At 53.1% G+C, this 21504-nt stretch carries 21 protein-coding genes and 1 tRNA gene; 11 read left to right on the top strand and 11 right to left on the bottom strand.

The window, feature by feature from the left end:
- Positions 1 to 35: 35 nt before the first annotated feature.
- Together ytxC and AB1500_05805 are read right to left on the bottom strand one after the other, a co-directional pair.
- On the bottom strand, positions 36 to 872 hold the full coding sequence (ytxC, locus tag AB1500_05810) for a sporulation protein YtxC (protein MEW6182679.1): 837 nt from the start codon (positions 870 to 872) through the stop codon (positions 36 to 38).
- Positions 873 to 1379: 507 nt separating this feature from the next.
- Positions 1380 to 2162 (bottom strand): hypothetical protein, encoded by a 783-nt coding sequence (locus AB1500_05805; GenBank protein ID MEW6182678.1) that lies wholly within the window; start codon positions 2160 to 2162, stop codon positions 1380 to 1382.
- Positions 2163 to 2587: 425 nt separating this feature from the next.
- Here AB1500_05805 and AB1500_05800 point away from each other — a divergent pair, with 425 nt between their 5' ends.
- Entirely contained in the window at positions 2588 to 3394 is an 807-nt protein-coding gene (locus tag AB1500_05800; GenBank protein ID MEW6182677.1) for an FRG domain-containing protein, read from the top strand.
- 111 nt (positions 3395 to 3505) lie between these two features.
- On the opposite strand, the gene AB1500_05795 is transcribed toward AB1500_05800, so the two are convergent.
- Complete coding sequence (locus AB1500_05795) at positions 3506 to 3715, bottom strand: aspartyl-phosphate phosphatase Spo0E family protein (protein MEW6182676.1); 210 nt, start codon at positions 3713 to 3715, stop codon at positions 3506 to 3508.
- 234 nt (positions 3716 to 3949) lie between these two features.
- Positions 3950 to 4312 carry a hypothetical protein gene (locus AB1500_05790; GenBank protein ID MEW6182675.1) on the bottom strand — a complete coding sequence of 121 codons (363 nt, stop codon included), beginning with the start codon at positions 4310 to 4312 and terminating at the stop codon, positions 3950 to 3952.
- A gap of 137 nt (positions 4313 to 4449) precedes the next feature.
- On the opposite strand from AB1500_05790, the gene AB1500_05785 reads away from it, so the two are divergent.
- Positions 4450 to 4728, top strand: coding sequence for a hypothetical protein (locus AB1500_05785; GenBank protein ID MEW6182674.1), 279 nt, complete (start codon positions 4450 to 4452; stop codon positions 4726 to 4728).
- A 27-nt stretch (positions 4729 to 4755) separates the two neighbouring features.
- On the opposite strand, the gene AB1500_05780 is transcribed toward AB1500_05785, so the two are convergent.
- Positions 4756 to 5019 (bottom strand): hypothetical protein, encoded by a 264-nt coding sequence (locus AB1500_05780; GenBank protein MEW6182673.1) that lies wholly within the window; start codon positions 5017 to 5019, stop codon positions 4756 to 4758.
- Between the two features lie 225 nt (positions 5020 to 5244).
- On the opposite strand from AB1500_05780, the gene AB1500_05775 reads away from it, so the two are divergent.
- Together AB1500_05775 and AB1500_05770 are read left to right on the top strand one after the other, a co-directional pair.
- Positions 5245 to 5724: a ferritin-like domain-containing protein gene (locus AB1500_05775; protein MEW6182672.1), complete on the top strand. Its 480-nt coding sequence runs from the start codon at positions 5245 to 5247 to the stop codon at positions 5722 to 5724.
- 223 nt (positions 5725 to 5947) lie between these two features.
- Entirely contained in the window at positions 5948 to 6292 is a 345-nt protein-coding gene (locus AB1500_05770; protein MEW6182671.1) for a hypothetical protein, read from the top strand.
- A 616-nt stretch (positions 6293 to 6908) separates the two neighbouring features.
- Here the strand turns inward: AB1500_05770 and AB1500_05765 are convergent.
- Positions 6909 to 6983 (bottom strand) — tRNA-Val (locus tag AB1500_05765).
- Between the two features lie 274 nt (positions 6984 to 7257).
- On the bottom strand, positions 7258 to 8373 hold the full coding sequence (locus tag AB1500_05760) for a D-alanyl-D-alanine carboxypeptidase family protein (GenBank protein ID MEW6182670.1): 1116 nt from the start codon (positions 8371 to 8373) through the stop codon (positions 7258 to 7260).
- Positions 8374 to 8558: 185 nt separating this feature from the next.
- On the opposite strand from AB1500_05760, the gene pdaB reads away from it, so the two are divergent.
- A complete protein-coding gene (pdaB, locus tag AB1500_05755) occupies positions 8559 to 9311 on the top strand; it encodes a polysaccharide deacetylase family sporulation protein PdaB (protein ID MEW6182669.1) in 753 nt (250 codons plus the stop codon).
- A 143-nt stretch (positions 9312 to 9454) separates the two neighbouring features.
- On the opposite strand, the gene AB1500_05750 is transcribed toward pdaB, so the two are convergent.
- The 4 genes from AB1500_05750 to AB1500_05735 all read right to left on the bottom strand — a co-directional run bounded on the left by AB1500_05750 (position 9455) and on the right by AB1500_05735 (position 14313).
- On the bottom strand, positions 9455 to 9958 hold the full coding sequence (locus AB1500_05750; protein ID MEW6182668.1) for a YhcN/YlaJ family sporulation lipoprotein: 504 nt from the start codon (positions 9956 to 9958) through the stop codon (positions 9455 to 9457).
- Positions 9959 to 10040: 82 nt separating this feature from the next.
- Entirely contained in the window at positions 10041 to 11528 is a 1488-nt protein-coding gene (locus AB1500_05745; GenBank protein ID MEW6182667.1) for a divergent polysaccharide deacetylase family protein, read from the bottom strand.
- 394 nt (positions 11529 to 11922) lie between these two features.
- Positions 11923 to 12540 (bottom strand): DedA family protein, encoded by a 618-nt coding sequence (locus AB1500_05740; protein ID MEW6182666.1) that lies wholly within the window; start codon positions 12538 to 12540, stop codon positions 11923 to 11925.
- Between the two features lie 456 nt (positions 12541 to 12996).
- Complete coding sequence (locus AB1500_05735) at positions 12997 to 14313, bottom strand: SEC-C domain-containing protein (GenBank protein ID MEW6182665.1); 1317 nt, start codon at positions 14311 to 14313, stop codon at positions 12997 to 12999.
- Between the two features lie 329 nt (positions 14314 to 14642).
- On the opposite strand from AB1500_05735, the gene polA reads away from it, so the two are divergent.
- The 6 genes from polA to AB1500_05705 all read left to right on the top strand — a co-directional run bounded on the left by polA (position 14643) and on the right by AB1500_05705 (position 21333).
- On the top strand, positions 14643 to 17477 hold the full coding sequence (gene polA, locus AB1500_05730) for a DNA polymerase I (GenBank protein MEW6182664.1): 2835 nt from the start codon (positions 14643 to 14645) through the stop codon (positions 17475 to 17477).
- Positions 17478 to 17651: 174 nt separating this feature from the next.
- Entirely contained in the window at positions 17652 to 18473 is an 822-nt protein-coding gene (gene mutM, locus AB1500_05725) for a DNA-formamidopyrimidine glycosylase (protein MEW6182663.1), read from the top strand.
- 375 nt (positions 18474 to 18848) lie between these two features.
- On the top strand, positions 18849 to 19475 hold the full coding sequence (gene coaE / locus AB1500_05720) for a dephospho-CoA kinase (protein MEW6182662.1): 627 nt from the start codon (positions 18849 to 18851) through the stop codon (positions 19473 to 19475).
- Positions 19453 to 20037 carry a lytic transglycosylase domain-containing protein gene (locus AB1500_05715; protein ID MEW6182661.1) on the top strand — a complete coding sequence of 195 codons (585 nt, stop codon included), beginning with the start codon at positions 19453 to 19455 and terminating at the stop codon, positions 20035 to 20037. Before coaE ends, AB1500_05715 begins: the two co-directional genes overlap by 23 nt.
- 301 nt (positions 20038 to 20338) lie before the next feature.
- Complete coding sequence (locus tag AB1500_05710; GenBank protein ID MEW6182660.1) at positions 20339 to 20542, top strand: hypothetical protein; 204 nt, start codon at positions 20339 to 20341, stop codon at positions 20540 to 20542.
- Between the two features lie 380 nt (positions 20543 to 20922).
- Positions 20923 to 21333 carry a helix-turn-helix transcriptional regulator gene (locus tag AB1500_05705; protein MEW6182659.1) on the top strand — a complete coding sequence of 137 codons (411 nt, stop codon included), beginning with the start codon at positions 20923 to 20925 and terminating at the stop codon, positions 21331 to 21333.
- Positions 21334 to 21504 lie beyond the last annotated feature (171 nt).

The following is a 21504-nucleotide window of genomic DNA, read 5'->3' as shown; positions in this document are numbered from 1 at the left end:
TATATTCCACATTCCGCCTACTACCCTACTACCTTCTACTTACTATCTGCCTTAGGACTCGGGACTTCTTTTTTGCGGCATATGGAACAACCGGTGCATTCCTTAAGATAAAAAACGGCGCGGAGCAGTTTTGACGCGTGGGCAGAAGGCGTGTAACCGTGCAATGTAACCTTTTGGGCTCCAATGGTCAGCAGCGTGCCGATCAGAAGATCCTCGTTCCCAAGGTCATCCCCCTGTATCTCGCCCGGAACGCCGTTTTCGAGCCGGCCGCCCCGCTTGTCGCAAAGGACAAAGCTGCCTGCATCACCCGGCAGGCAGTGAACCTGTCTTATCCCGGCGTTCCGGTTCTGCCGGAACCGCCGCAGAAAAGACACCAGCCGTACCCATTCTTGTTCCAACAACGCCTGATCCGCCAGCCGCCAGATTACCGCGGTTACAAAAGCGTCGAGGTTCTTAAGGCGAAAACGTAAAAAACCCTTGAGATCAACCCAGTCTTCGGTGGACAGGTATTCGTTCAGCCGTACTATGATTTCCGACCGCAACGGGGTTAAAAGATCGCGCGCCTCCCGGAGATACCTTTTAATAACATCCTGAACCTTTGCATCCCAGAGTCCCTTTCGGGAAAAGAAGTCCTCGGCCCGTATGTCAAGCGCGTAGGCGGTTAGAAAGGTACCCACGACCCGCCCCATTCGGAGGCGGACATAGCGTCTTTCGTTCTCGCTGCCGACCGCCACCCTGACCCTTAGGACACCGTTTCCGATAACCACCAACCGGCAGCGAAAACGCTCGCGCCGGAGCATCCTGACCTCATGACGCAAAGCTGCGACAAGCTCTCTGCCGGCGATTTTGCCGGCATGAAAAACAAGTTCCAACCTTCCACCCCCGCAAGACCAGGCTTACGGCGTAAGTTATGCATAAAAGCGCCGGAATATGTATTCCCGTACAAACCTGCCGGGGAAAATCTGCACGGGTGCGCACGATGATGACCACCGTCGGTTCCCCGCGTTCATAATTAAAACTCCCTGGAGGCAAATGTTAACCTCCCCCGTAAACCTTACGCCGGAGCCTTTACGAAGATAGAAGCAGCATCCCAATCAAGGCGGCTGCTGTAACAACACAACCCCTTGAGCGGTTTTCACTCGCCACGACTTAGAAAACCATAGTATTAGAAGTTGAAGTATGGAAAAGCTTAGGAGGCGGCGGAATACGACATAACGCGGGTTTGTACGAACCGGGTTAACGTTCCTATGCACCAAACAGACTAGCTGACCACAGAGAATTGTCCTAAAAACACGTCCGAATACCAGCAGACGGAACCGTCGGCCGGCAACCAACTGCGATGTAAAGAACCAGGCCTTTTCTTTCAGAAACAACACGCTTCAGCTAAGCAGTTTAAGCACCGCCTGCGGCTGCGCTTTCGACTGAGCGGCCAGCATCTCCGACATCACCTGCTGGTTGTTCAAATTAATTATCCCCTGCGCGACGTCCAGACCGGTAGCGCCCGTAGCCGCCCTGTTTTCAACACTCGAGGATCGAGTGGAATAAAACTCCTCCAGACGGTTTTGCACGCCGGACAGATAAGTCTGCTGGGAAGAAACGGCCGCGATGGCGTCGTCGACCACCTCGACAGCCTCGGAGGTGCCGATTTCGGAACCGGATTCGTCAAGCGCATCAAGGCCGGTCACCGACTGCTGCATCGAGCTGATGTTAATAGTAACGGCCTCGCCGGTATCGGCGTCCAGCCGAATCTCCGCCGTGTAGGAACCGTCCAGAAGCTTCTCATTGTCAAACTTCGTATTGCTGACAATACCATCGTATTCCGCCCGTAAAGCCGCCGCTTCATTCTTAATCTCTTCAGTCTCCGAATCGTCCGCGCCATCCGCCTCGACGGCCAATTCCCGTATGCGCTGCAGAACGGAATTCATCTCACCCAGCGCCCCGTTTGCGGTCTGGATCAAGGACGCACCGTTCTGTATGCCGCGGTTGACCTGCTCCAGGCCGCGAATCCGGCTGTGTGTGATTCCGGAAGTCTCCTGCCGCACCGCGCTGCCCGCGTTTTTGGCTTGGAGCGAGTAGGACAGACGCGCGACGGTCCTGTTCAACGCAGTATCGGTTTGGCTCGCCTTGCGCAGGGAATTCAGCGCGCTGTTGTCTATAACCATCCTTTACACCCCCTTTACTGAACCGAGTCATATTTACCATCGTCGGACGCGGTACTGCGCCCGTTATCACTACCGCGCTTCCAGGGGCAAAATTTCCCCCTAATGTTATTACAAAGGGGCATTTGGTTTATAGGGCGGTATACGGTCTTATTCATACGGGACCGGAGTACTATCTTTTAAGGCGGCGGAAGTCCCATAGGAGGGCCGCAACAACATTTTTCCATCACATGTGACGGTGTAACCGGCAAAGTCCGTAAAAACCGTTACTGAAGAACCGGCCCGGCTATCGGCGGCAAAACGTTCGATTTTTAGCTGCGGTTCAAAAAAACTGCTATACTTCAAAATAGAATACGGAACTGCCGGCAAGACTCTTTACAACTTAGACCGGAGCCCGGGGTTTTTAAATAAAAGGAGCTGCTTCAAGAATGAAAACGCCGAACGACACACGGGTCACCTCCTGGACGGAGTTAATTGAACAACTGTATTACGGTTCCTGGAATGACCATCTTCAAAGGTACAGATCCAACTTCGCCTTTCGGGGTTTGTCCGGAGATAATTTGGAATTAAAGACCTCTTTGATGAGGCTCGAGGGCAATTACTACGACCTGGAGTTTCATATCCTCAGAAACTTCAAAAAATATGCGCAGATACAACACCCCTCCCCTGATACCGACTGGAGCTGGCTGGCCATAGCCAAACACCATGGACTGCCTACACGGCTGCTGGACTGGACCTTCTCACCGTTCGTGGCCATGCACTTCGCGACATCCAACATCAGCGAATACGGGGCGTACGGTGTGATATGGTGTGTCGACTTCGTCAAGCTGCACAACAGTTTTCTTCCGAAAATTTTAGAAAACAAATTAAAGGAAAAGAGGGCTCTTTGCTTTACGGTGGAAATGCTGTCGGAAGTCGCGGAAACCCTTGAGGTTTTTGACGGTCTTACCGAAGATCATGGGGCAGATTTCGCCTTATTTTTTGAACCCCCTTCCATGAACGACAGGATCGTAAACCAGTTTGCCTTGCACTCCGTAATTTCCAACCCTAAAATGACTCTGAACGATTTACTCGACAACCACCCCGAACTGTACAGGAGGATAATCATTCCAAGCAGCTTGAAATGGGAGGTCAGGGATAAGCTTGATCAGGCCAACATAAACGAGAGGGTGCTCTTCCCGGGGCTCGACGGCCTCACCAAATGGCTTACAAGGCACTACACTCCCAAGAAATAACCGTATTCGCGACTGTAAAACAGCGTTCTTTCCGGAAGGATTATAGAACCTAGACCTTAGGTAATCGTGTGTCTCTAGGATACGATAGGAATAGTCTTTGAAAGAATGGGGCTATGACTTGGAGATTAGGAAACGTTCCAATTTTTCTTCTGTTTGCAGCTTATCTTTAAAAATCAGGTAGTACTCATTTAGCGTCGCGTCCAGTATCTGACTTGCAACCAGGACCTCCTGGTCTTCAAGCCCTTTTAACTCGTACAACTCATGCAACCTGTAACGTAAGTCTTCAATTCTCATAAGAATCTCTTTAAGATCGCTTGACATTTTTCTCCCTCCAGATATTTATTACGAAAAAGGAAGTCATTTTCCGGCCAAAAAAGCAAAATTTCTTTATGGCACGTCCCGAAATCATGACCGGAACCAGGCTTAATGATGGAGGGTAAGCATTTACACGGATAACGGTTTTATCAAGCAGAATTGCGCCGCACGGATATCATTCCGTGAAACCTCTTGATTTATCGGATGTTATTGCGATTTTTGTTCTTAGGCCTATCCCGATTAATTCTTTTTTACCACCGCCAAAGGAAACAGGCTCTTAATCAACAGCGCCGCCTGTTGATATGCCTGAAACCAGCCGTAACTATTGTTTTCTTCCTCTTCCGAAGCGGCGTTTTCGTACCTTTCAAGATAGTATAAAGCCGCGTCTTCAAACCGCCAGGTAAACCGCGTGGCAATCTCCGGGCCCCAGCGTTCCCTGGCTTCTTCCACCGCAGACAGCATTTGCCGGCATGCTTCCCCCCGGCCGCGGTGATACTCCCTTTCGTCCACCGATACGCTTAGGCGGCCGGCGTTCTCACTTGCATTAACCGCGTCGCGCAAGGCGTCGATAAGCCTGGTCAGGGGACAGTCGGATTCCATCACTTTGCGCCTCCTTAAGTACTGATATCCACCGTTTCAAGAATAAGCCTGCATATCCTTTTCCTTTAAGGGCGCCGGGATGCGCTATCTAAGGCAAGCATTGCCTGCTTTCTTAAAGCAATGTGTAAGGCATAATAGCATTGGAGTTCGGCATACCATCGCCCGTTAAACCGCCCGTAAACCCTGCCGGTATATTTGAAACGGAAGTGGTGACAGATCGATATATCTTCAGATGTGTCTTTCACGAAATGCAGTCTTTCCTGCCTATTCTAATGTTTGCCTTCACCAGAAGCATCTCGGCCGGGATCAGGGACACGCTGGCGAACTTCATCACAGGAGAAATGAAACTTTACAGCGAGTACCTGGAGTATGGGATGTTCAAGGGTTGGATCAACGTGCCGCCGGCGTACCGGGTTTAACCGCGTCTTTGTCTTTCCGCGAAAACCTTACATAAGTTTCAGGCGGGCCAACAAAAGGTTCAGCTTGTACCGGATATCGGAAACCGTGGCTTCCACGTCGTCCAGCTTTTCGCTAAGCTTCTGTTCCAGTTCGCAAAACAGCGAGGCGATGTTGTAGAGATCCACCGCCCCGACAACCGCTCCGCAGGAAGCGCACCGGATGAACAAGAGTTTATAATCCATGTTAAGCGGCTTGTTTTCCAAGACCTCGAAACCGGTTTTACCGCATTTGGGGCAAGACGGTTCAGCCATCAGTCGATGCCTCCCTTCCTTAATTTTCTATTATATTTCGACACAAAGCGCTTTCTTCCTGCCAAACTCAATCCGCAATGACGTCCAGCCGGGTATATAGTCGGATACGTGCTAAACTTTTACCTGAAAGCACCGGTCGGTCTCGTTTATTTTATCGCTACAAACCGACCTTCTCTGAATAGTATGTTTCGAAGGCAAAATTACTTTGGAAAAAGGTGTTGGATAATGAAGTTTTCGAAAAACCAACTGGAACAAATAATCAGCGGTTTGAACCTGGATCTTTCGTGGGAGTACGCCGCCTTGGTTCAGTATATACAACACGCGAGCATGCTGAGCGGCGCGGAATATGTGGCCGTCATCGACGAACTGCTGGAACACGCGCAGCAGGAGCACGAGCACGCCGTAATTCTGAGCGATCTGATCCAGTACCTCGGCGGCGTTCCCACTGTGGAAGTCGCCACCAGGCTGACATCCTTCGATAACAAGGAAATGCTGCGTCAGGACCTTCAGTGGGAGTACGACGCCCTGCGCCGTTATTTACAGCGCATAGAACAGCTTGAAGCGCTGAAGCTCTACGACTCGGCGCAAAAAATTCGCAACATAGCGGTGGAAGAGCAGGAGCATGCCATCGACCTGGAAAAGGCCCTGGGCATCCAGAAGAAGAGCCCGTTTTACCTGCCGGACCCCCGAAACAATAAGAAGTAGACACAAACCGTCAATACTCAGGGCCATCCGATTTGGCCGCGCTTTGCGCAGCCTTCATTCATCGTCCAAGCCGGCATTTTCACCGGACGAGGATAACCGGCACGCGTTGCAGAACAACCGTTTCCCGCCTGAAATTCGTAGAATTAACTATTATTGCATTTTTACTTTAACCGAAAGAGATGCTATAAGTGTATTTCGCGTAACCAGCCAGGGGGAATAGGCAATGAAGAAATTAAATGATTTCTTTGCTGCAGGCGTGATAATCGGCCTTATTGGTAATATATGGACAACCCTTATAGTTCTGGCATTGATTCTACTAGGTCTTAATATAAGAACACCCTGGAATGATTTAGCCGCATTATTCTTTAAGGAACCAGAGGTATTCTCTTTTTCGGCACAATATTACGGATTCTTGGCGACATTTGGGGTAGCTATCACCAATGGTATCATCATAGGAGGTTTATTAAAATTTACAGGAAGAGATTTTGCGTTATCTCAAAAGCATGGTAGTATGCTCCGCAAGCGTTATGTTTGCTTTTATGATCTTATACCCTTCTCTTGGACTTAACGCCGATCAGCACTTAATAGTGACCTCTTATACATCTTTAATGGGAACCAATCATTTGCTGTCCTTGCAGCTTATCTCTTTATTCGACATACGAATATTGGTCTTTGAGAAAGTGCTGCTCCGGAAACCGTCCTTGATCTCCCGCCTCGATCAGGTCCCGCAGGCGTGTTTTATTTCTCGCTTGACTAAACGCCCGGCCGGCCACTCACGCCTTAAGGTACTTCTTAGGTCCGTTCGGACCCTACAGCGCCCTCCCTCAAATATAAGTGTTCTTTCGTAGGGCGCGACGACCAGCTGCGTATAGCTTTGTCAGCCTGTCAGCGCCGGGTCCTCACGTACCTCTATGTACGCTCCGGCCCGTCCCTGTCAGTCTTTCGCGCTCTACTTGCTTCTCCCCGCGCTCCGTATTGCGCTGTGTTCGTGAGCTGCCATTCTGCCCATTTTCATTCTTCAAAAGAAAACTCATACATATATGTTATATTCGCAATTAGAAACATCTTATCTTCTTTGGCTTCCCTCTCATGTTCTTTCCCCTCCTGGACGGCGGCTGGTGGTAATGGACTCTCTCACGACAAAACAAAAAGGCTTCCGAAATCCCGGAAGCCTTGCTTTTCCATGGTGGGCGGACCTGGGATTGAACCAGGGACCTTCTGCGCGTCAAGCAGACGTTCTCCCACTGAACTACCCGCCCATCTTAGTGACCGCAAACAAAATTATCTCTTAAACCGGTGTCTTTGTCAAGTGCCAGAAACACTCAGGGTTTCCGCCCGCCGGAAGGCAGATCGTCCGACGGCTTTTGTCCCGTGCTCTGACGCACCTACTGGCGGCGGCACTTTGAAAAATTCCCGGTACAGTATTTCCGGATACAGATGTTCTTCAGCATCTCGGGCTTGAACTTGCTGTAAATCGGACCCTTTTCGGTAAACCCGCAGGCCGTAAGAAACAGTCTACAAGTTTTGCGGGGCCTAAAAGTATCCCCGGGTTTTCGTCCGGTACCAGGGCCTCCGCTCGACGGTGCGCCCGGCGATCAACCCGGTGCGCCCCAGTTCCTGCCCCTTCCAGGTGAATATCACTTCGCCGAAACGGTCTCCCGCTTTTACCGGGGCCACCGGTTCCCGGTAGATACGCACCTCTTTGCGGATGTTTACGAGCTCCTCCCGGGGCAAAGAAACCACCAGTTCGTTCTCGGCTCCCAGCGGCACGTCCGGCAGCCGTCCCCCTCTCACCTTCAACCGCGTGAAGTATTCGCCACCTGTGCATGCGACCTGGTCCACGACCTCCTTTAATCCCCAGGTGAGAAGCTGGGACGCGTCTCCGTACCTGTCGCCGCTCCGCAACACCACCGCGATGAGGTTGCGCCCGTGGCGCGAGACGGAGGCGATGAGGCACTTACCGGCCGCATCCGTTGTTCCTGTTTTCACGCCCGTAATCCCGGGAAAACCGCTGTGGAGAAACTCGTTGGTGCTTTCGATCTGTTCATTTCTTTGCGGCTTTATCCACCGCACGTTCGCCTGTCTTGTCCGCACAACCCCGGCAAAGAGCGGATTTCTCAACGAATAGCGGGCCAGAGCGGCCAGGTCCGCGGCGGTGCTGTAATGGCTCGGGTGCGAGTAACCGTTGGTGTTGGCGAAGCGGCTTCCGGACATGCCCAGCAAAAGAGCTTTCGCATTCATCCACCGGACAAAGGCGTCATGGTCTCCCGCCACGTCTTCGCCGATCGCCACCGTGGCATCGTTGGCGGAGCAGATCAAAGCGGCCTTCACCAGTTCACGAAGCTTTATTTCTTCTCCGTTGTGGAGGTCGATGATTGAACCCACCGACACCCCGGCAGCCCGGGGGCTTACCTCCACCCTTTCATCGAGGTCGGCCAGTTCTTGCGCCAGGATACAGGTCATTACCTTCGTCAGGCTCGCCATGGGTCGGCGCTCCGCGGCGTTTTTGGCGAAATAAAACACGCCGCTGTCGGCATCCATCAGAGCCGCCGCTTCCGCTGTAACTTGTGGCTGTCCCAGCGCCGGAACGGTTCCCGCAAAAAGCGATACCGTTATGCACAGCAGAAATACACCAAGCCTTGCTTTCAATGTCCGACACCCCTTGTTCATTAACTCCTCTTACCGATCTTTTGTTTGGATCGAGATGCATATTTACGGACAAAACGTAATAGCTTTTACAGGGGACCGGACCCTTTCCCCCATCTTCGTCTTGGACGTTTATTCCGGACGGCGTAAACGACCCGTCGACACGGATTTATTAGGGGAGGGATACGATGCGGGTTTTTTACCTGAACCTCAAGTTATGGAGACAAATCACCCTTCTGTCTTTTTTCCTCCTGGCGACGGCAGGCGTTTTTACTTTCGCGGTCCTGCGCGGACCCGACGCAGCCCCAACCGCCGCAAAGAACAGCCCGATCATTTATCGGGTTAAGACCGATAAAAAGGTGGCCGCTCTCACCTTTGATATAAGCTGGGGAACTAAAACCCCCGGGCCTGTCCTCGACGTTCTAAAAAAGGAAAAACTGAAATGCACCTTTTTCCTTTCAGGCCCCTGGGTTGTCAAGTACCCTGAAATCGCCAAGCGAATTGCGGCCGAGGGACACGAAATCGCCAGCCACGGCGAAAGGCATATCAACCTTAGCGAGCTGCCGGCGGAGGAAATAAAGAACGAGATTAATCTGGCCCACCAAAACATTCTCGCCGTGACCGGCAGGCAGGCGCGCCTTATCCGCACGCCCAACGGCGATTATGACGCCAAGGTCTTGAAAGCCGCTTCGGAGGTCGGGTACACCGTAATCCAATGGGACGCTGATTCGCTCGACTGGAAAAACCCCGGGGTCGACACAATCATCGAAAGGGTAACGAAGCTGGCGCGTCCCGGCAGCATAGTCCTGCTCCATGCCAGCGACAGTTGCCAACAAACTGATCAGGCCTTGCCGGTAATCATAACCGAACTGCGAAAACAGGGTTACAAGCTGGTGGCGGTTTCTGAACTACTGCGCCTTGGCCCCGGGGTTACCGATTAGCAGGAAGGGTTTTCCCTTCCCGCCACGTAACGATTCAGGTCTCCTGTAGGAGACTGCTGCAAAACTACGCACAGCTAAGTTTGAAGGTGAGAGGCTTCTCACCGCGTTCACCAATTTGATGCGACAGGGTAAATGTTACCCTGCTATCTTGTCGTAGGTGTCATACGTCTGTTTATTTCGCTTATCTCTTTTGCAAACGCTGAAACCGGCCGGCCTTCGGCGATGCCTTCCTGAACGCGCTTGATCCTGGTGAAGGTGTCCGTATCCGTGGTTACCATCACCTTTGTCAAACGTGTTTCCATTTTCTTTAAACGGTCGGCAACCTGCCGTTTAATGGTGTTTGTTTCTACCCGCTCGACTCCGGCTTTCAGGTTTAACCCCACGTAGGCCGTGTGTCCCGTTAAGAATACGGTGGCTTTGTTGACGCCCGGCACCCGCGACGCTTCCGATGCAAGGCGTGACGCCAGGCGGCTTTGCTCCCTGGGGTCCGTCGGAAGCGGTTTTGCCGCCGGGGACGGGGTGGTCGGCGTGCCGGGCGTCGCGGGATCAGGCATCGGTTTGCGGCTTACGCTGCATCCCGCCGCGAGGCAAAGGTTTGCCGCCAACAACAGCATTACAACACCGGTAATAAGTTTTGTTCGTTTCACTAGTCTTCCCCCTTCTGGTCGATTTTTTAACCTGAACGCTTTGTTCCTTAAGACCAAGGCGCGGTCTCGCCATTAGTATCCCTTAGGGGTTTTGGGATATTCCAGGGCGATCCTGGAATACGATGTTAGACACATACACCATCTCAATCCCCTGCGCCTCGAACTCGGGAATCATCTCTTTAATTGCCCTGGACGTCGTCAGACCCGTCCGCCCGACGTGGCCGATGGCAACGGCGTACCCCTGACGGGCCGCAAGCTGGGCCGCCTCCCGCAGCTGCCTTTTCACATATCCGAGGTCGTTCATATTGTCCAGAAAAAGCCCGCGTGATATGCAGGGAACACCGATTTCCTTCCCGACCTGCAGGGCCACCGTCCGGTCCGTAGTCCTGCTGTCAAGAAAAAACATCCGGTGTTCTTTCACTGCCGTGAGCACCGCGCCCATGACGCGTTCGTCCGCTGTCGCGCGCGAGCCCATATGATTATTCACACCTATGGCGCCCGGCACGCTGGCCGCCGCCTGGTGCAAGCGGTGCTTGATCTCTTCGTCGTTGAGGTCGGTATAAATGGCGCCCGGCCCGGTGCTGTAGGGATCCCCGTTCACCGCTTCCATGGGCATGTGAAGCAGGACTTCGTAGCCGTTCTGCAGCGCGCGGTGGGCTATCGGTGTAGAATTAGGAAAATTGGGCATCACCGCAAAGGTAAGCGGCTTCTTAATTTCAAAATAATTTGATGTGCCGTTCTTCTCCGACGGCCCTGCAAAATCGTCAATTACGATTGCCACCTGGGGCCTTCGCACCGGAACCCCGCCGCCGGCAGGCCGTAGTACGGGCTGTAATTCTTCCTCAAAGTAGCGTTTTACCCCGGCGTAAACGGCAGAGGCAAGCTCCTTCTGATAAGCGGGATCCAACAGCCTTACCGCCTCTTCGGGATTGGACAGGTACCCGAGCTCGACCGTGACGGCAGGCATACTCGTTCTTCGAAGGACGTAATAAGGGACGGTCCGGCAGCCGCAAGCCGCGCCCCTCTTGTCAACCCCGGACAGCTCACCCTTAACCGCGTCCGCCAGCGCCGCGCCCCGTTCGGACCCGGGACAGTAGAACACCTCCGGTCCCGCCCGTCTGCTGTCGTAAAAACTGTTGGCGTGCAGGCTGATAAAGACGTCGGCCTCGTTGCTGTTCGCCAACACCACACGGCTTTCCAGTCCAAGATAAGGCAGTCGAAGCTCCCCGTCCCCGCCTTCCTCCACCGTCTCGGCATCACCATGGGTCATAATTGCCCGCGCCCCGGCGTCCATAAAAAGTTTTTGCAGCCGCCTGGCCACGGAAAGGTTGATTTCGCTCTCATACAACCCGAGACCGGACGCGATCGCTCCCGGATCGCGTCCCCCGTGACCCGGGTCCAAAACTATGACCTTTTCGGCAAGCGCGGTTGCGGAAGCGTGTGCAGGCGGCAGGAAAACCGCAGCCGACGCTAAGGTCAGACAAACCGCCGATACGACCGGGACAGCGTTTTGAAGCCGCCGCAGTGTTTTAAGAATCCAATTGTTTTTCTCAACAGCGAGAAATCGCAAGGCCAATCCTCCCCCCTTTATTTTGGGAGAATCGGCCCTGCCTCAAACATGTAGAAATATCTATAATTGTACGCCACAGGTAACCGAAAGCAGAGTACAAATTAAGTCCTGAATCGAAAGTCCTCAGTCCTCAGCCACGAATTAACAAACTAATGGCTTAAAGCGCTCCAAACCTCGGGCTAAGGATGCAGGACTTAGGATTTTGTTTCCTCCGTGTTCTTTGTTTCTTTGTGGTAACCCGGCATCCAGCCTACTGAATCTTAAGACGCGGCGTTCCGAATCGCATTTTGTACAACAATGAAAAGGGATTTGACGTACCTTTGAGTGCTGGGTGACGGCTTGTCCCGTTATAAAAATCCATATTCTGTATTCTACATTCTACATTCCTGTGGTTTCACTGCCGCCGCCGCCAGATAAAAAGGACCACACCGGCGATAATCGCCGCGAGAATTACCACGTCGAACCGGTGGAACCACCCCCGCAGCAGTTCCCAGTGCTGGCCCAGTTTAACACCCAGATAGGTCAGGAACAGACTCCATGGCAGCGAACCGAAGAAGGTATAAACGACAAAGCGCTTGAAATTCATCCGGGTGATGCCGGCCGGAAACGATATGAAGGTCCGGATGACTGGTAGAAGACGTGTAAAGAATACGGTGGTATCGCCCCAACGTTCGAACCAACGGTCGGCCACGGCCAGTTCGCGCTGCGAAACCCAGAAGTAGCGGCCGTATCGTTCGATAAAAGGGCGCCCGCCCTTATGCCCGATGTAGTAAGACACGATGGAGCCGATCGTCCCGCCCACGTTTCCCGCAAGCGCCGCAAGGTAGAAATTGAGTTTCCCCTGGGCCACCAGATACCCGCCGAAAGGAAGGATCACCTCGCTCGGCAGAGGGATATTGCAGCTTTCGATCGCCATTCCCAAAGCGATCCCCCAATAACCCATTGAGGCGATGTATTGAACGGTCAGCGCCACAATCTTTTCTAACACATAAAACACCTCTCCCCCGACCATATGCCCCGTCGATACAACATAATTACTCTTGCGAATATCTTCGAGAAGTGGCAAGAAATACCAACCACAGACACAGAGCAAAAAAATGGTATCTATTTAAGGTCAGAATCCAGTAGCCAGAAGTCAGAATGTATAGGAGAACCATGAATCGTATCGGATACGGCCTCGAATCGATTCAGACCTGAAACCCGTGACTGAATCGTTATTATTTTGATATTTCTATTCTCTATGAATCAGTGCTTCTGTGGTGACCCAGCACTCAACTTACTGATCTTAAGACGTGGCGTTCTAGTATTGTGTATATAACGATGCAAAGTTATATTAATGTGCCGTTGAGTGCTGGGTGGTTCCGGCTTGTCCGGATTAGGATACCTAACAACTTGAGTCACGGATTAACACCGGCGGACTGGGAATACCAATAAAAAAACCCCGTAAGGGGTTGTTTTTCGACAGGACCTAAAATATACCAAGTGAACGACACAGCATGCGGTATTTCATCGATACGGCCGATACCGAAACACCGTATTCGGACGCCAGCCGCTCCTGTTTAACCGCCCGGTTCCCTTCCAGGCGCGAAACCATGTAAACGACCGCCGCCGCCCATGCCGCAACCTTCCTTACCGCAGGCTCATTCAAGGTACAGAACTTATACCACAACTTGAGGGCTTCGCCGACCAGCTTAATCTTGCCGCGCTTTTTCAGGTCCTGCGTCACCAAACGCGCCACTTCCGCGTGCTCGGGTTGCGGCCAGGCAAAACCTTCCGATCCCGCCCTTTTCTTTTTTCCGGCTCCCTTCTGACCCGGCTCAGAATCCTCCTTGGTTTCCTTGACTACCTTTCCGAAAAACTCCCTCCACCGCTCCCGCCTGACCTGGCTGCGGATTATTTCGCGCAGGATGTGTTCTTCAAGAAGGTAAATGAGGTTGTTCAGACGTTCTCCCCACACATCCTCCGCCTTAACGCTGTTGTCCTGTCCGGCTGAGCCCAGAGTGGTCGCCAGAGCGGTGATACGGTGCGCCCTTTGCCGGAAATAAGAATTCCAATCGGCCTTTTTCTTACCTACCAATCGTTTGTAAGCCTTATAGTCTTTCTTCAACCATGACAGTAACGCTTCCTTCGCTTCCCGGGGCAGTGATAAGCCCGTCGTAGAAAACTCAAACTCCTCACCCACCCGAAGCAGGCGGAGATATAATATGCTGCCGAGGATAACATCCGACGGGTTTTCGAACCCCCGCACGTGGAAGGTCTCCCCGCTCAGGATGTCTTCCACGAATATGGATTGATCACCCAGGGCTTTTACTTCATAAAAGGCGTTGGGAGCGCTTTCCCACCAACCCAGGAGGGTGATTTCTTTCTTGTCCAGGTCTCCTACTGATGCCTTGCGATATATTTCAACTATTGTTTCTGTTCCGCTTACCGGAAAATCGAAAATAAACCACTCGAAACAACGTTCACTGACAAAATCGTCGTCGAGGGAGAACAGGCTTCCTGCCATGCCGCTCAGATACAAATGCTGCGCCCAAATTGCCGCTTCGTTGAATGCCGGCTGCTGCGCGAAAGAACCAAGCTTTCTTTTCAATTCCCTGGCCGTTATCCGCCAGCGTACCTGATCGAGGGTTACGACCTTACCGGCGCAACAATCGTAAAAATTCCGGCCGCTGCCGCACGGACAAGCTTTAAAACGAGGGATTTCTATGCCGGTAGACCTCCTTAACAGTATTGGTCTTCTTAGTATATTCCCCACAGTGTTTATTTTTCCTGCATCTGTATTCATTTTTCCTGCCGAGGAGAGTGTTGTAAACCGCTCCCGGTTTGAAGCGGTTTTCAGCGCCCCCAAGAAGGTATTCTGTTCTTTTTAGTGGAATACTACCTTAAAAGAGTGCTGCAAAACAAATAATCGGCGGAAAGGTACCTCACGGCCGTCTGCGGTCATAAGTTTAAAAGTTCCCCTAAGATGAGAACGGATGCCGGACGCAGGATTTCAGAGGCAGGAACCTTTGAATTTTTTAATTCCAGACTTCGGTTCTGACTTCTGAAATTGTCAGGTGTAGTTTTGCAGCGGCCTGTTTAAAAGACAGAGGTAAGAGGTTGGGGCGAAAAAGTATGCGAAAAAGGGCCGGGGGATCTAGGTACCGTTTAAGGGGAGCCATCCGAAAGGTCTCCGTTAAAAACAAAAACGGTACACAGGCCCCGCAGTCAAGCGTAAGGGTCCCCCCGAAGTTAAACGAACCGGTAAACCTCGCCGCCGGCAAAGTGTTACATACTACTCCGGCGTCAAAGGTACGCCCGGAAAAAACAAGCGGGCGACAGCTCGAAAAAAACGCGGCCAAGGCGCCGGCCCGACCGCGCCGCATTCTTCTGATTGACTCAAATAGTCTGGCTCACAGGGCCTTTCACGCCATTCCGCCGCTCAGTACGAGAGAAGGCCTTCCTACAAACGCGGTTTTCGGTTTCACGAGCATGCTCCTTAAACTGCTGAAAGAAACCCGCCCCGACTGCGTAATCGCCGCCTTTGATAAGGGAAGGATGACCTTCCGGAACGAGTTGGAGCCCACCTATAAAGCACACCGCCCCGCGACGCCGGATGACCTCCGCCCCCAGTTCCCGTTGATCAAAGAGGTATTGAGCGCCTTGAAAATCCCGGTGATTGAGGTCGACGGTTTCGAGGCCGACGACATCATCGGCACCCTGGTCTCCAGGGCCGAAGCTGAAGGCTATTATTCCCTGATCGTTACCGGGGACCTCGACACCCTGCAGTTTGTATCGCCAAAAACGTCCGTGCTGCACACCAAAAAAGGGATAAGCGAGATAGTCACTTACGACGGGGAAGGGGTCAGCGAACGCTTCGGTGTCGAGCCGGCGCAACTGGCTGATTACAAAGGTCTTGTGGGAGACGCCTCGGACAATATCGCCGGCGTGCCGGGAATCGGGGCTAAAACCGCCGCGTCGCTGCTTGCCAGATACGGCTCTTTGGAGAAGGTTCTGGCCCATACCGCCGAACTCCCCGCCAGAACCCGCAACCTGCTTTCTCAAAACGCCGAGCAGGCCCTCCGCTCGAAACAACTGGCCACAATGGACAGGAACGTCCCGCTGTCTTTGGATATTACCCTCGGCTGGCCCGGACCTGATCACGACGCCGCGCGGGATATCTTTCACCGGTTGGCGTTCCGTTCTCTTCTCAAGAAGCTCTCAGAACTGCGGCCGGAAACGGTTCCGCAAAAGAATTCCGACCCCGCCGCGCGGGCGGCCGGAAAAACCCGGCTTGCGCCGCGGATCCTTGACGGATGCGCGCAGGTCGTTGTAGAAGCACGCCTGGCGGCCATATTCCTGCAGGAGGATAAGCACGGAACGGCCTGCGCCCTGTGTGCCGGCGAAGACGGCGTCGTCCTGGCCCGGGGCCGTGATGATACGGCGTCCGTCCTGGAAAAGGTGGCTTCAGTGAAAAACCTCTGTTTAACGACCCACGACGCCAAGCGGGCACTGCACCTGACGGCGCCGTACGGTTTGGAGCCCGGTAGAATCGTCTTCGATACGATGCTGGCCGCGTATCTTTTAAACCCGAGCGTCTCGAACAAACTCGAAGATGTAGCGTTTGAACATGCCGGTATTTATCTCGCGGACGAAGACCTCAGCCCGGCCCAACGCGCCCTCACCATTTTCCTTCTTACCCCGGTGCTGGAAGCCAAACTCCGGCTTCAGGAGCAGGAATACCTTTTCCGGGAAATAGAGCTGCCGCTGGCCGGGGTGCTGAAGTCGATGGAGAGCGCAGGGGTAGCGGTCGACCGCCGGGAACTCGCCCGGATGTCGGCTGAACTCGGCGAACGGGTGGAAACAGTATCCGAAGAGATTTTCAACACCGCCGGCGAACGTTTCAACCTTAATTCGCCGCGTCAACTCAGTACCGTCCTTTTTGATAAGCTCGGCCTCAAGTCGGCGAAGAAGACGAAAACAGGGCAGTCAACAGACGCCTCGGTGCTTGAGAAACTATCCGACCACCGGATCGTGTCAAAGATTTTGCTATACCGCCAACTGGTTAAATTCAAGAACACTTATACCGACGCCCTGATGCGGCAGATCGATCCGGTGACGGGCCGCCTGCACACGACGTTCTACCAGGCCGTTACCGCAACCGGACGCCTGGCCTCGGCGGAACCCAACCTTCAGAACATCCCGATCCGCGACCCTATGGGGCGAAGGATCCGCAAGGCTTTCACCGCCGGTTCCCCGAACAGTGTTATCCTAAGCGCCGACTATTCGCAGATTGAGTTGCGGATTCTTGCGCATCTTTCGGAAGACCCGCTGCTGATTCAAGCCTTCAACACCGGCGAAGACATCCATACCAGGACAGCCGCCGAGGTCTTCGGGGTACCGCTCGAAGCGGTGACCTCTGAAATGCGATCGAGGGCGAAGGTGGTCAACTTCGGAATCATCTACGGGATGAGCGATTTCGGCCTCGCACAGGAACTGAAGATCGAGCCGGGCGAAGCCCACCGGTACATCCGTAATTACTTTGACCGTTATACCGGTGTGAGACTGTTCGTTCACAACACAATCCGGGAAGCACGCGACAGGGGTTTTGTCACCACCGTTTTCAACCGGTACCGGTACATTCCCGAAATATTGAGTCCCAACCGTATCCAAAGGCAGCTCGGCGAACGCCTTGCCGTGAATACCATCATCCAGGGAAGCGCCGCCGACCTAATCAAGAAGGCGATGGTCGACATCCACCAGGAGTTTACCCGCCGGGGGTGTAAATCTCAGATGGTGCTGCAGGTCCATGATGAGCTGCTCTTTGAGGTACCGCGCGAAGAGCTCGGTACGATCGCGCCGCTGGTTAAGGACGCGATGGAAAACGCCCTGCAATTCAATGTGCCGGTGACCGTGACACTCAAATCCGGGCCGAACTGGCATGACGTAGAAAAACTAATGAATTCGTGAAGTCTCTCCCGTATACGGGAACACGTAAGAGCGCGGTCAGAAACGAGTAGAGCGCCACAAACGGGCGGGGACGAGGCGGAACGTACTTAAGGTGCGCGAGCAGTCGAACCTGACCGGCTGGCGAAGCTATTCGAAGTTTATTACCGTGCTCTTAAAAAGGATTGAGGTATAGCCTTGCCCGAACTTCCAGAGGTTGAAACCATAAGACGGCAGTTAAATGATAAAATCACGGGTTTAACCATCGTTGACTGCACCGTATACTTAGAAAAGACGGTAAAAACGCCTTCCCCGGAGGTTTTTAAGAATGAGGTCCGCGGCCGGAAAATCGTGGGGGTTGCGCGCCGCGGAAAGTACCTCCTCTTCAGTCTTGACGGCGGCCGCTCCCTGGTCGCCCATCTCAGGATGACCGGCCAGCTGATTTGGGAGAATGATGATAGGCCGCTTCCCCGGCATACCCACCTGGTGTTTCACTTAGACCGGGGTCGCCTGCGCCTCACCGACCTGCGTCAGTTTGCCCGTGTTTCGCTCCTGGCAGCAGCAAACGGCGATACAGAGGCGGGACTTGATAAATTGGGGCCGGAGCCTCTCGGAGCGGAATTCAGCGAAACGTATTTGGCCGATTTGCTGCGAAACTCTAAGCGCCGGTTGAAACCGCTGCTTCTCGACCAGAAAGCGGTCGCAGGCGTGGGCAACATATACGCCGACGAATCGCTCCACAGAGCGGGGCTTCATCCCGACCGGGTGGCGGGCGGGTTGAGCGCGCGGGAAACACGCGCCCTTTATTTCGCCGTAAAAGAGGTGTTAGAGGAAGGCATTGCGCACCGCGGCACCAGCCTCAGGAATTATGTGGACGCCGACGGCCGCCGGGGAACGCACCAGGATTTCCTTAAGGTGCACGGCCGCGTCGGGCGCCCCTGCCCCCGCTGCGGCTGCCCTGTTCAAAAAATCCGCCTCGCGGGACGCGGGACCTATTTCTGCCCGCAATGCCAGGTGTAGGAGGGGGAAGGAGGAATATAGAAGGTGAAGATGAAAGTCACTACAATAACGCAGGATGTACTCGTAGGATGAAAATACAGACCCACAAGCCGGTTACTTAGAAGCAGAAAAGTATCATAAACGGAACGCGGCGAGAAGTGATGCAGTGCAAGGAACCCAGCACTCAATTTAACTTGAAAAGTAGCAATTTCATAAAAACGTCAGATGTTGTGAAAACCGCTTGCTTTTTGCTAGGGTAAGTTTGAGTGCTGGGGGAGACGAACCGGAGCGTACTGGGTGCGTACGTGAGGATTCGGCGCCGCAGGGCTGACACAGCAATGCGTTACTTATCGCCGAGCCCATCGAAAGAAGAACTATTCTCAGAGGAGGGGTCGAATGAAGGTCATAGGACTCACCGGCAGTGCAGGCGCGGGGAAGACAAACGTGGCGCGCCATCTGAAGAGTCTCGGCGCGGAGGTGATTGAAGCCGACGCTGTGGCAAAGCAGCTCACCGAACCCGGTCAGCCTCTTTTGAACAAAATCATCGAACAATTCGGCCCGGAGTACCTCCTGCCGGACGGTTCCCTGAACCGGGTCGCGCTCCGACGATTAATATTCAGCGATTCGGCCGCGAGAAACCGACTCAATGCGCTCACACATCCCGAAATCGCCGCAGTGATCACGGGAACGCTGCAGGAGTTACGCCAAAGTCCGGAACCGCCGATGGTCGTGGTCGTCGAAGCGCCCCTTCTCCTTGAAGCCGGTCAGGCCGATAAGATGGATGAGATCTGGGTCGTCATAGCCGATAAAGACGCCATTGTCCGCCGGTTGGCGGCCCGAGACAGGATTCCTCCCGAGCAGGCGCAGTCGATCATCGCGGCGCAAATGCCTCAGGAAGAGAAAATCCGCCGTTCAGACTGCGTAATCGATAACAGCGGCGGCTTCAACCATACCCGCGAGCAGATTGAATTCTTTTACAAGAAACTACTGGAGGAGCAAGGTGGCGGCATTGACCAGGAATAGGCGCGACCTGGCGGTAATCCTCCTGGTTGTCTCATTCGCCGTTTTGCTTGTCAACCTGAAACCTATAGGGCGGCATTACTACCCCTTAGAACATCAGGAAACCGTTTTCCGGTACGCCGCAGAAAACGGTCTGAACCCACTGTTGGTGACCGCCATTGTTAAGGTGGAAAGCGGTTTTCGCCATGACGCCGTATCCCCTCGCGGCGCGGTAGGCTTGATGCAGCTGATGCCTGAAACCGCGGCCTGGGTTGCCTCGAAACAGGGGCGGACCTTCTCGAACGATCAACTTTTAGATCCCGAAAAAAACGTCTGCTTCGGCACCTGGTACCTGGCCTTCCTGAACCGCGAGTTTAACGATACCATCCCGGCCCTGGCGGCCTATAACGCCGGGCGGGGAAACGTAAGGAAATGGCTTTCCGATCGGACGTGGACCGGCGAGAGCGCCGACATCGACCAGATACCGTTTTCAGAAACCAGACAGTTCGTGCGGAAAACCATTTGGACCTACCGGATTTACTCCTACCTTTACCCCGAAGTCAACAATACCGGTTATTTACATTGACGGCCAAACACCTGCGTCATCACCGGAACAGCGGCGTCTTATATAACCGCCACCATCGGGACGCCGAGCAGGTACGTCGGACGTTCACCGTCTCTTTCCTTCCTGCCAGGCACCACGAGTCCATAACCGTTTAACCGTCTTGCTTAACCAGACGGTTTTTCCTTGGCAACAGCCGTGCGGTGCGTGAATAATCACGGGTGCGAATCCCCGCGCACTCATACCGACCGTTATAAAGACGGCATGGTTCTTGCAATCATATGATTGTGGATTGAAGAAGTACTATTGAAGGGGAGATGCTGTTATGCCGTTTCAGATTCCGCTCATGGACATATTAAGCCCGGCGCAGGAAGGGAACGAGAATAAAGGGCCGGCCAAAAGGTCTTTCATGAAAAGACTGGCTGCGAGGTTCGACCTTTCCGTCTTCGACCTCTGGATGGTCATTTTTACCATAGTAGCGCTGGCCGCTATTTACGGAATAGGAGAACTGGCCGCTTATCTGTCTTGATAAGCTTTCGGAGCCGGGAAAAGAGCCGCAGCGGTTGCCGCGTTTTTCCTTTATAACCATTCAGCGTTTGGTGTTTTACCGGAAACCGCGAGGAGCATAAAGCTTCGCCAATCTTCGCAGCGGGCTTCGAAGACCGCTTTGCCGTTGCCGCCACGATGCACCCGGGACTGGACCAATACCGCTGTCCTCACCTTCTTGATTTCCATAACCCTTATATTGAAAGATAATGGCTTTTAAAGGCGGGAAAAGCACCGTAATTGTTCTTTTTATCGTCAAGTCTTTATTTATTCCTACAAAATTTATATTATTAAAGCGAATCTTGTTATACATAATTTCGTGAATCACGTCAGGAGTCATGTCAAATCCGAGGGTGAGGGTATTTGAACCCAAGAGACAGCGATGTCAACATTTTTAAACAACGACTCCAGCACCTTAGGAAATGCAAGAACTGGACGCAAAAGGATTTATCGGAAGCTTTGAATGTGGCCCGGTCAACGATTGCCGGGTGGGAGGCACAAAGCAAGGAGAACTTCCCCGACAGGCAAAGCCTCCTCCGCCTTGCGGAGATTTTTAACACTTCGGTCGATTATCTGATTGGAAACACCGAGGATCCGGCAGCCCGAAATGAAAAACAAATCCAGGAGCATCCCGATATAGAAACTTATCTAACAAAAGTCCTCTCCGGTGAAATCCCGCTCCACTTCCAGAAAGCCGAGATTGAAGCTACCGTTAAAGCCAACCTTCAAGCGATACTGACCGCAATTCAAATAGAAAAAACTCCCGTTAAATAAGGTTACAAAAATAATAAAGACGAGAGACTCTGATTGTGGTTAACCAAATATCTCATGTAGAAAGAAAGGCGTCGCTCATTATCCTCTCACTTCCGACTTCCGACCTCCCACCTCGCACTTCCCAACCGCCCGGCCTCCTAAAAGAGTGTTGAAAACAGATTCAACGTCTTT

This window comes from Bacillota bacterium, assembly GCA_040755295.1.
In the GTDB taxonomy this organism is placed as follows: Bacteria; Bacillota; Desulfotomaculia; order Desulfotomaculales; family Ammonificaceae; genus SURF-55.
The sequence above is the reverse complement of the archived record's forward strand: the minus strand, read 5'-3'. Positions and strand labels throughout refer to the sequence as shown.

Bases quoted from the DNA above. Each gene is read 5' to 3' on its own strand.
- AB1500_05735 (MEW6182665.1), bottom strand. From the start codon at position 14,313: ATGAATACAGATGCAGGAAAAATAAACACTGTGGGGAATATACTAAGA.
- AB1500_05710 (MEW6182660.1), top strand. From the start codon at position 20,339: ATGCCGTTTCAGATTCCGCTCATGGACATATTAAGCCCGGCGCAGGAA.
- AB1500_05740 (MEW6182666.1), bottom strand. From the start codon at position 12,540: ATGGTCGGGGGAGAGGTGTTTTATGTGTTAGAAAAGATTGTGGCGCTG.
- AB1500_05805 (MEW6182678.1), bottom strand. From the start codon at position 2,162: ATGGTTATAGACAACAGCGCGCTGAATTCCCTGCGCAAGGCGAGCCAA.
- pdaB (MEW6182669.1), top strand. From the start codon at position 8,559: ATGCGGGTTTTTTACCTGAACCTCAAGTTATGGAGACAAATCACCCTT.
- AB1500_05800 (MEW6182677.1), top strand. From the start codon at position 2,588: ATGAAAACGCCGAACGACACACGGGTCACCTCCTGGACGGAGTTAATT.
- AB1500_05770 (MEW6182671.1), top strand. From the start codon at position 5,948: ATGAAGAAATTAAATGATTTCTTTGCTGCAGGCGTGATAATCGGCCTT.
- coaE (MEW6182662.1), top strand. From the start codon at position 18,849: ATGAAGGTCATAGGACTCACCGGCAGTGCAGGCGCGGGGAAGACAAAC.
- polA (MEW6182664.1), top strand. From the start codon at position 14,643: ATGCGAAAAAGGGCCGGGGGATCTAGGTACCGTTTAAGGGGAGCCATC.
- AB1500_05775 (MEW6182672.1), top strand. From the start codon at position 5,245: ATGAAGTTTTCGAAAAACCAACTGGAACAAATAATCAGCGGTTTGAAC.
- AB1500_05795 (MEW6182676.1), bottom strand. From the start codon at position 3,715: ATGTCAAGCGATCTTAAAGAGATTCTTATGAGAATTGAAGACTTACGT.
- AB1500_05780 (MEW6182673.1), bottom strand. From the start codon at position 5,019: ATGGCTGAACCGTCTTGCCCCAAATGCGGTAAAACCGGTTTCGAGGTC.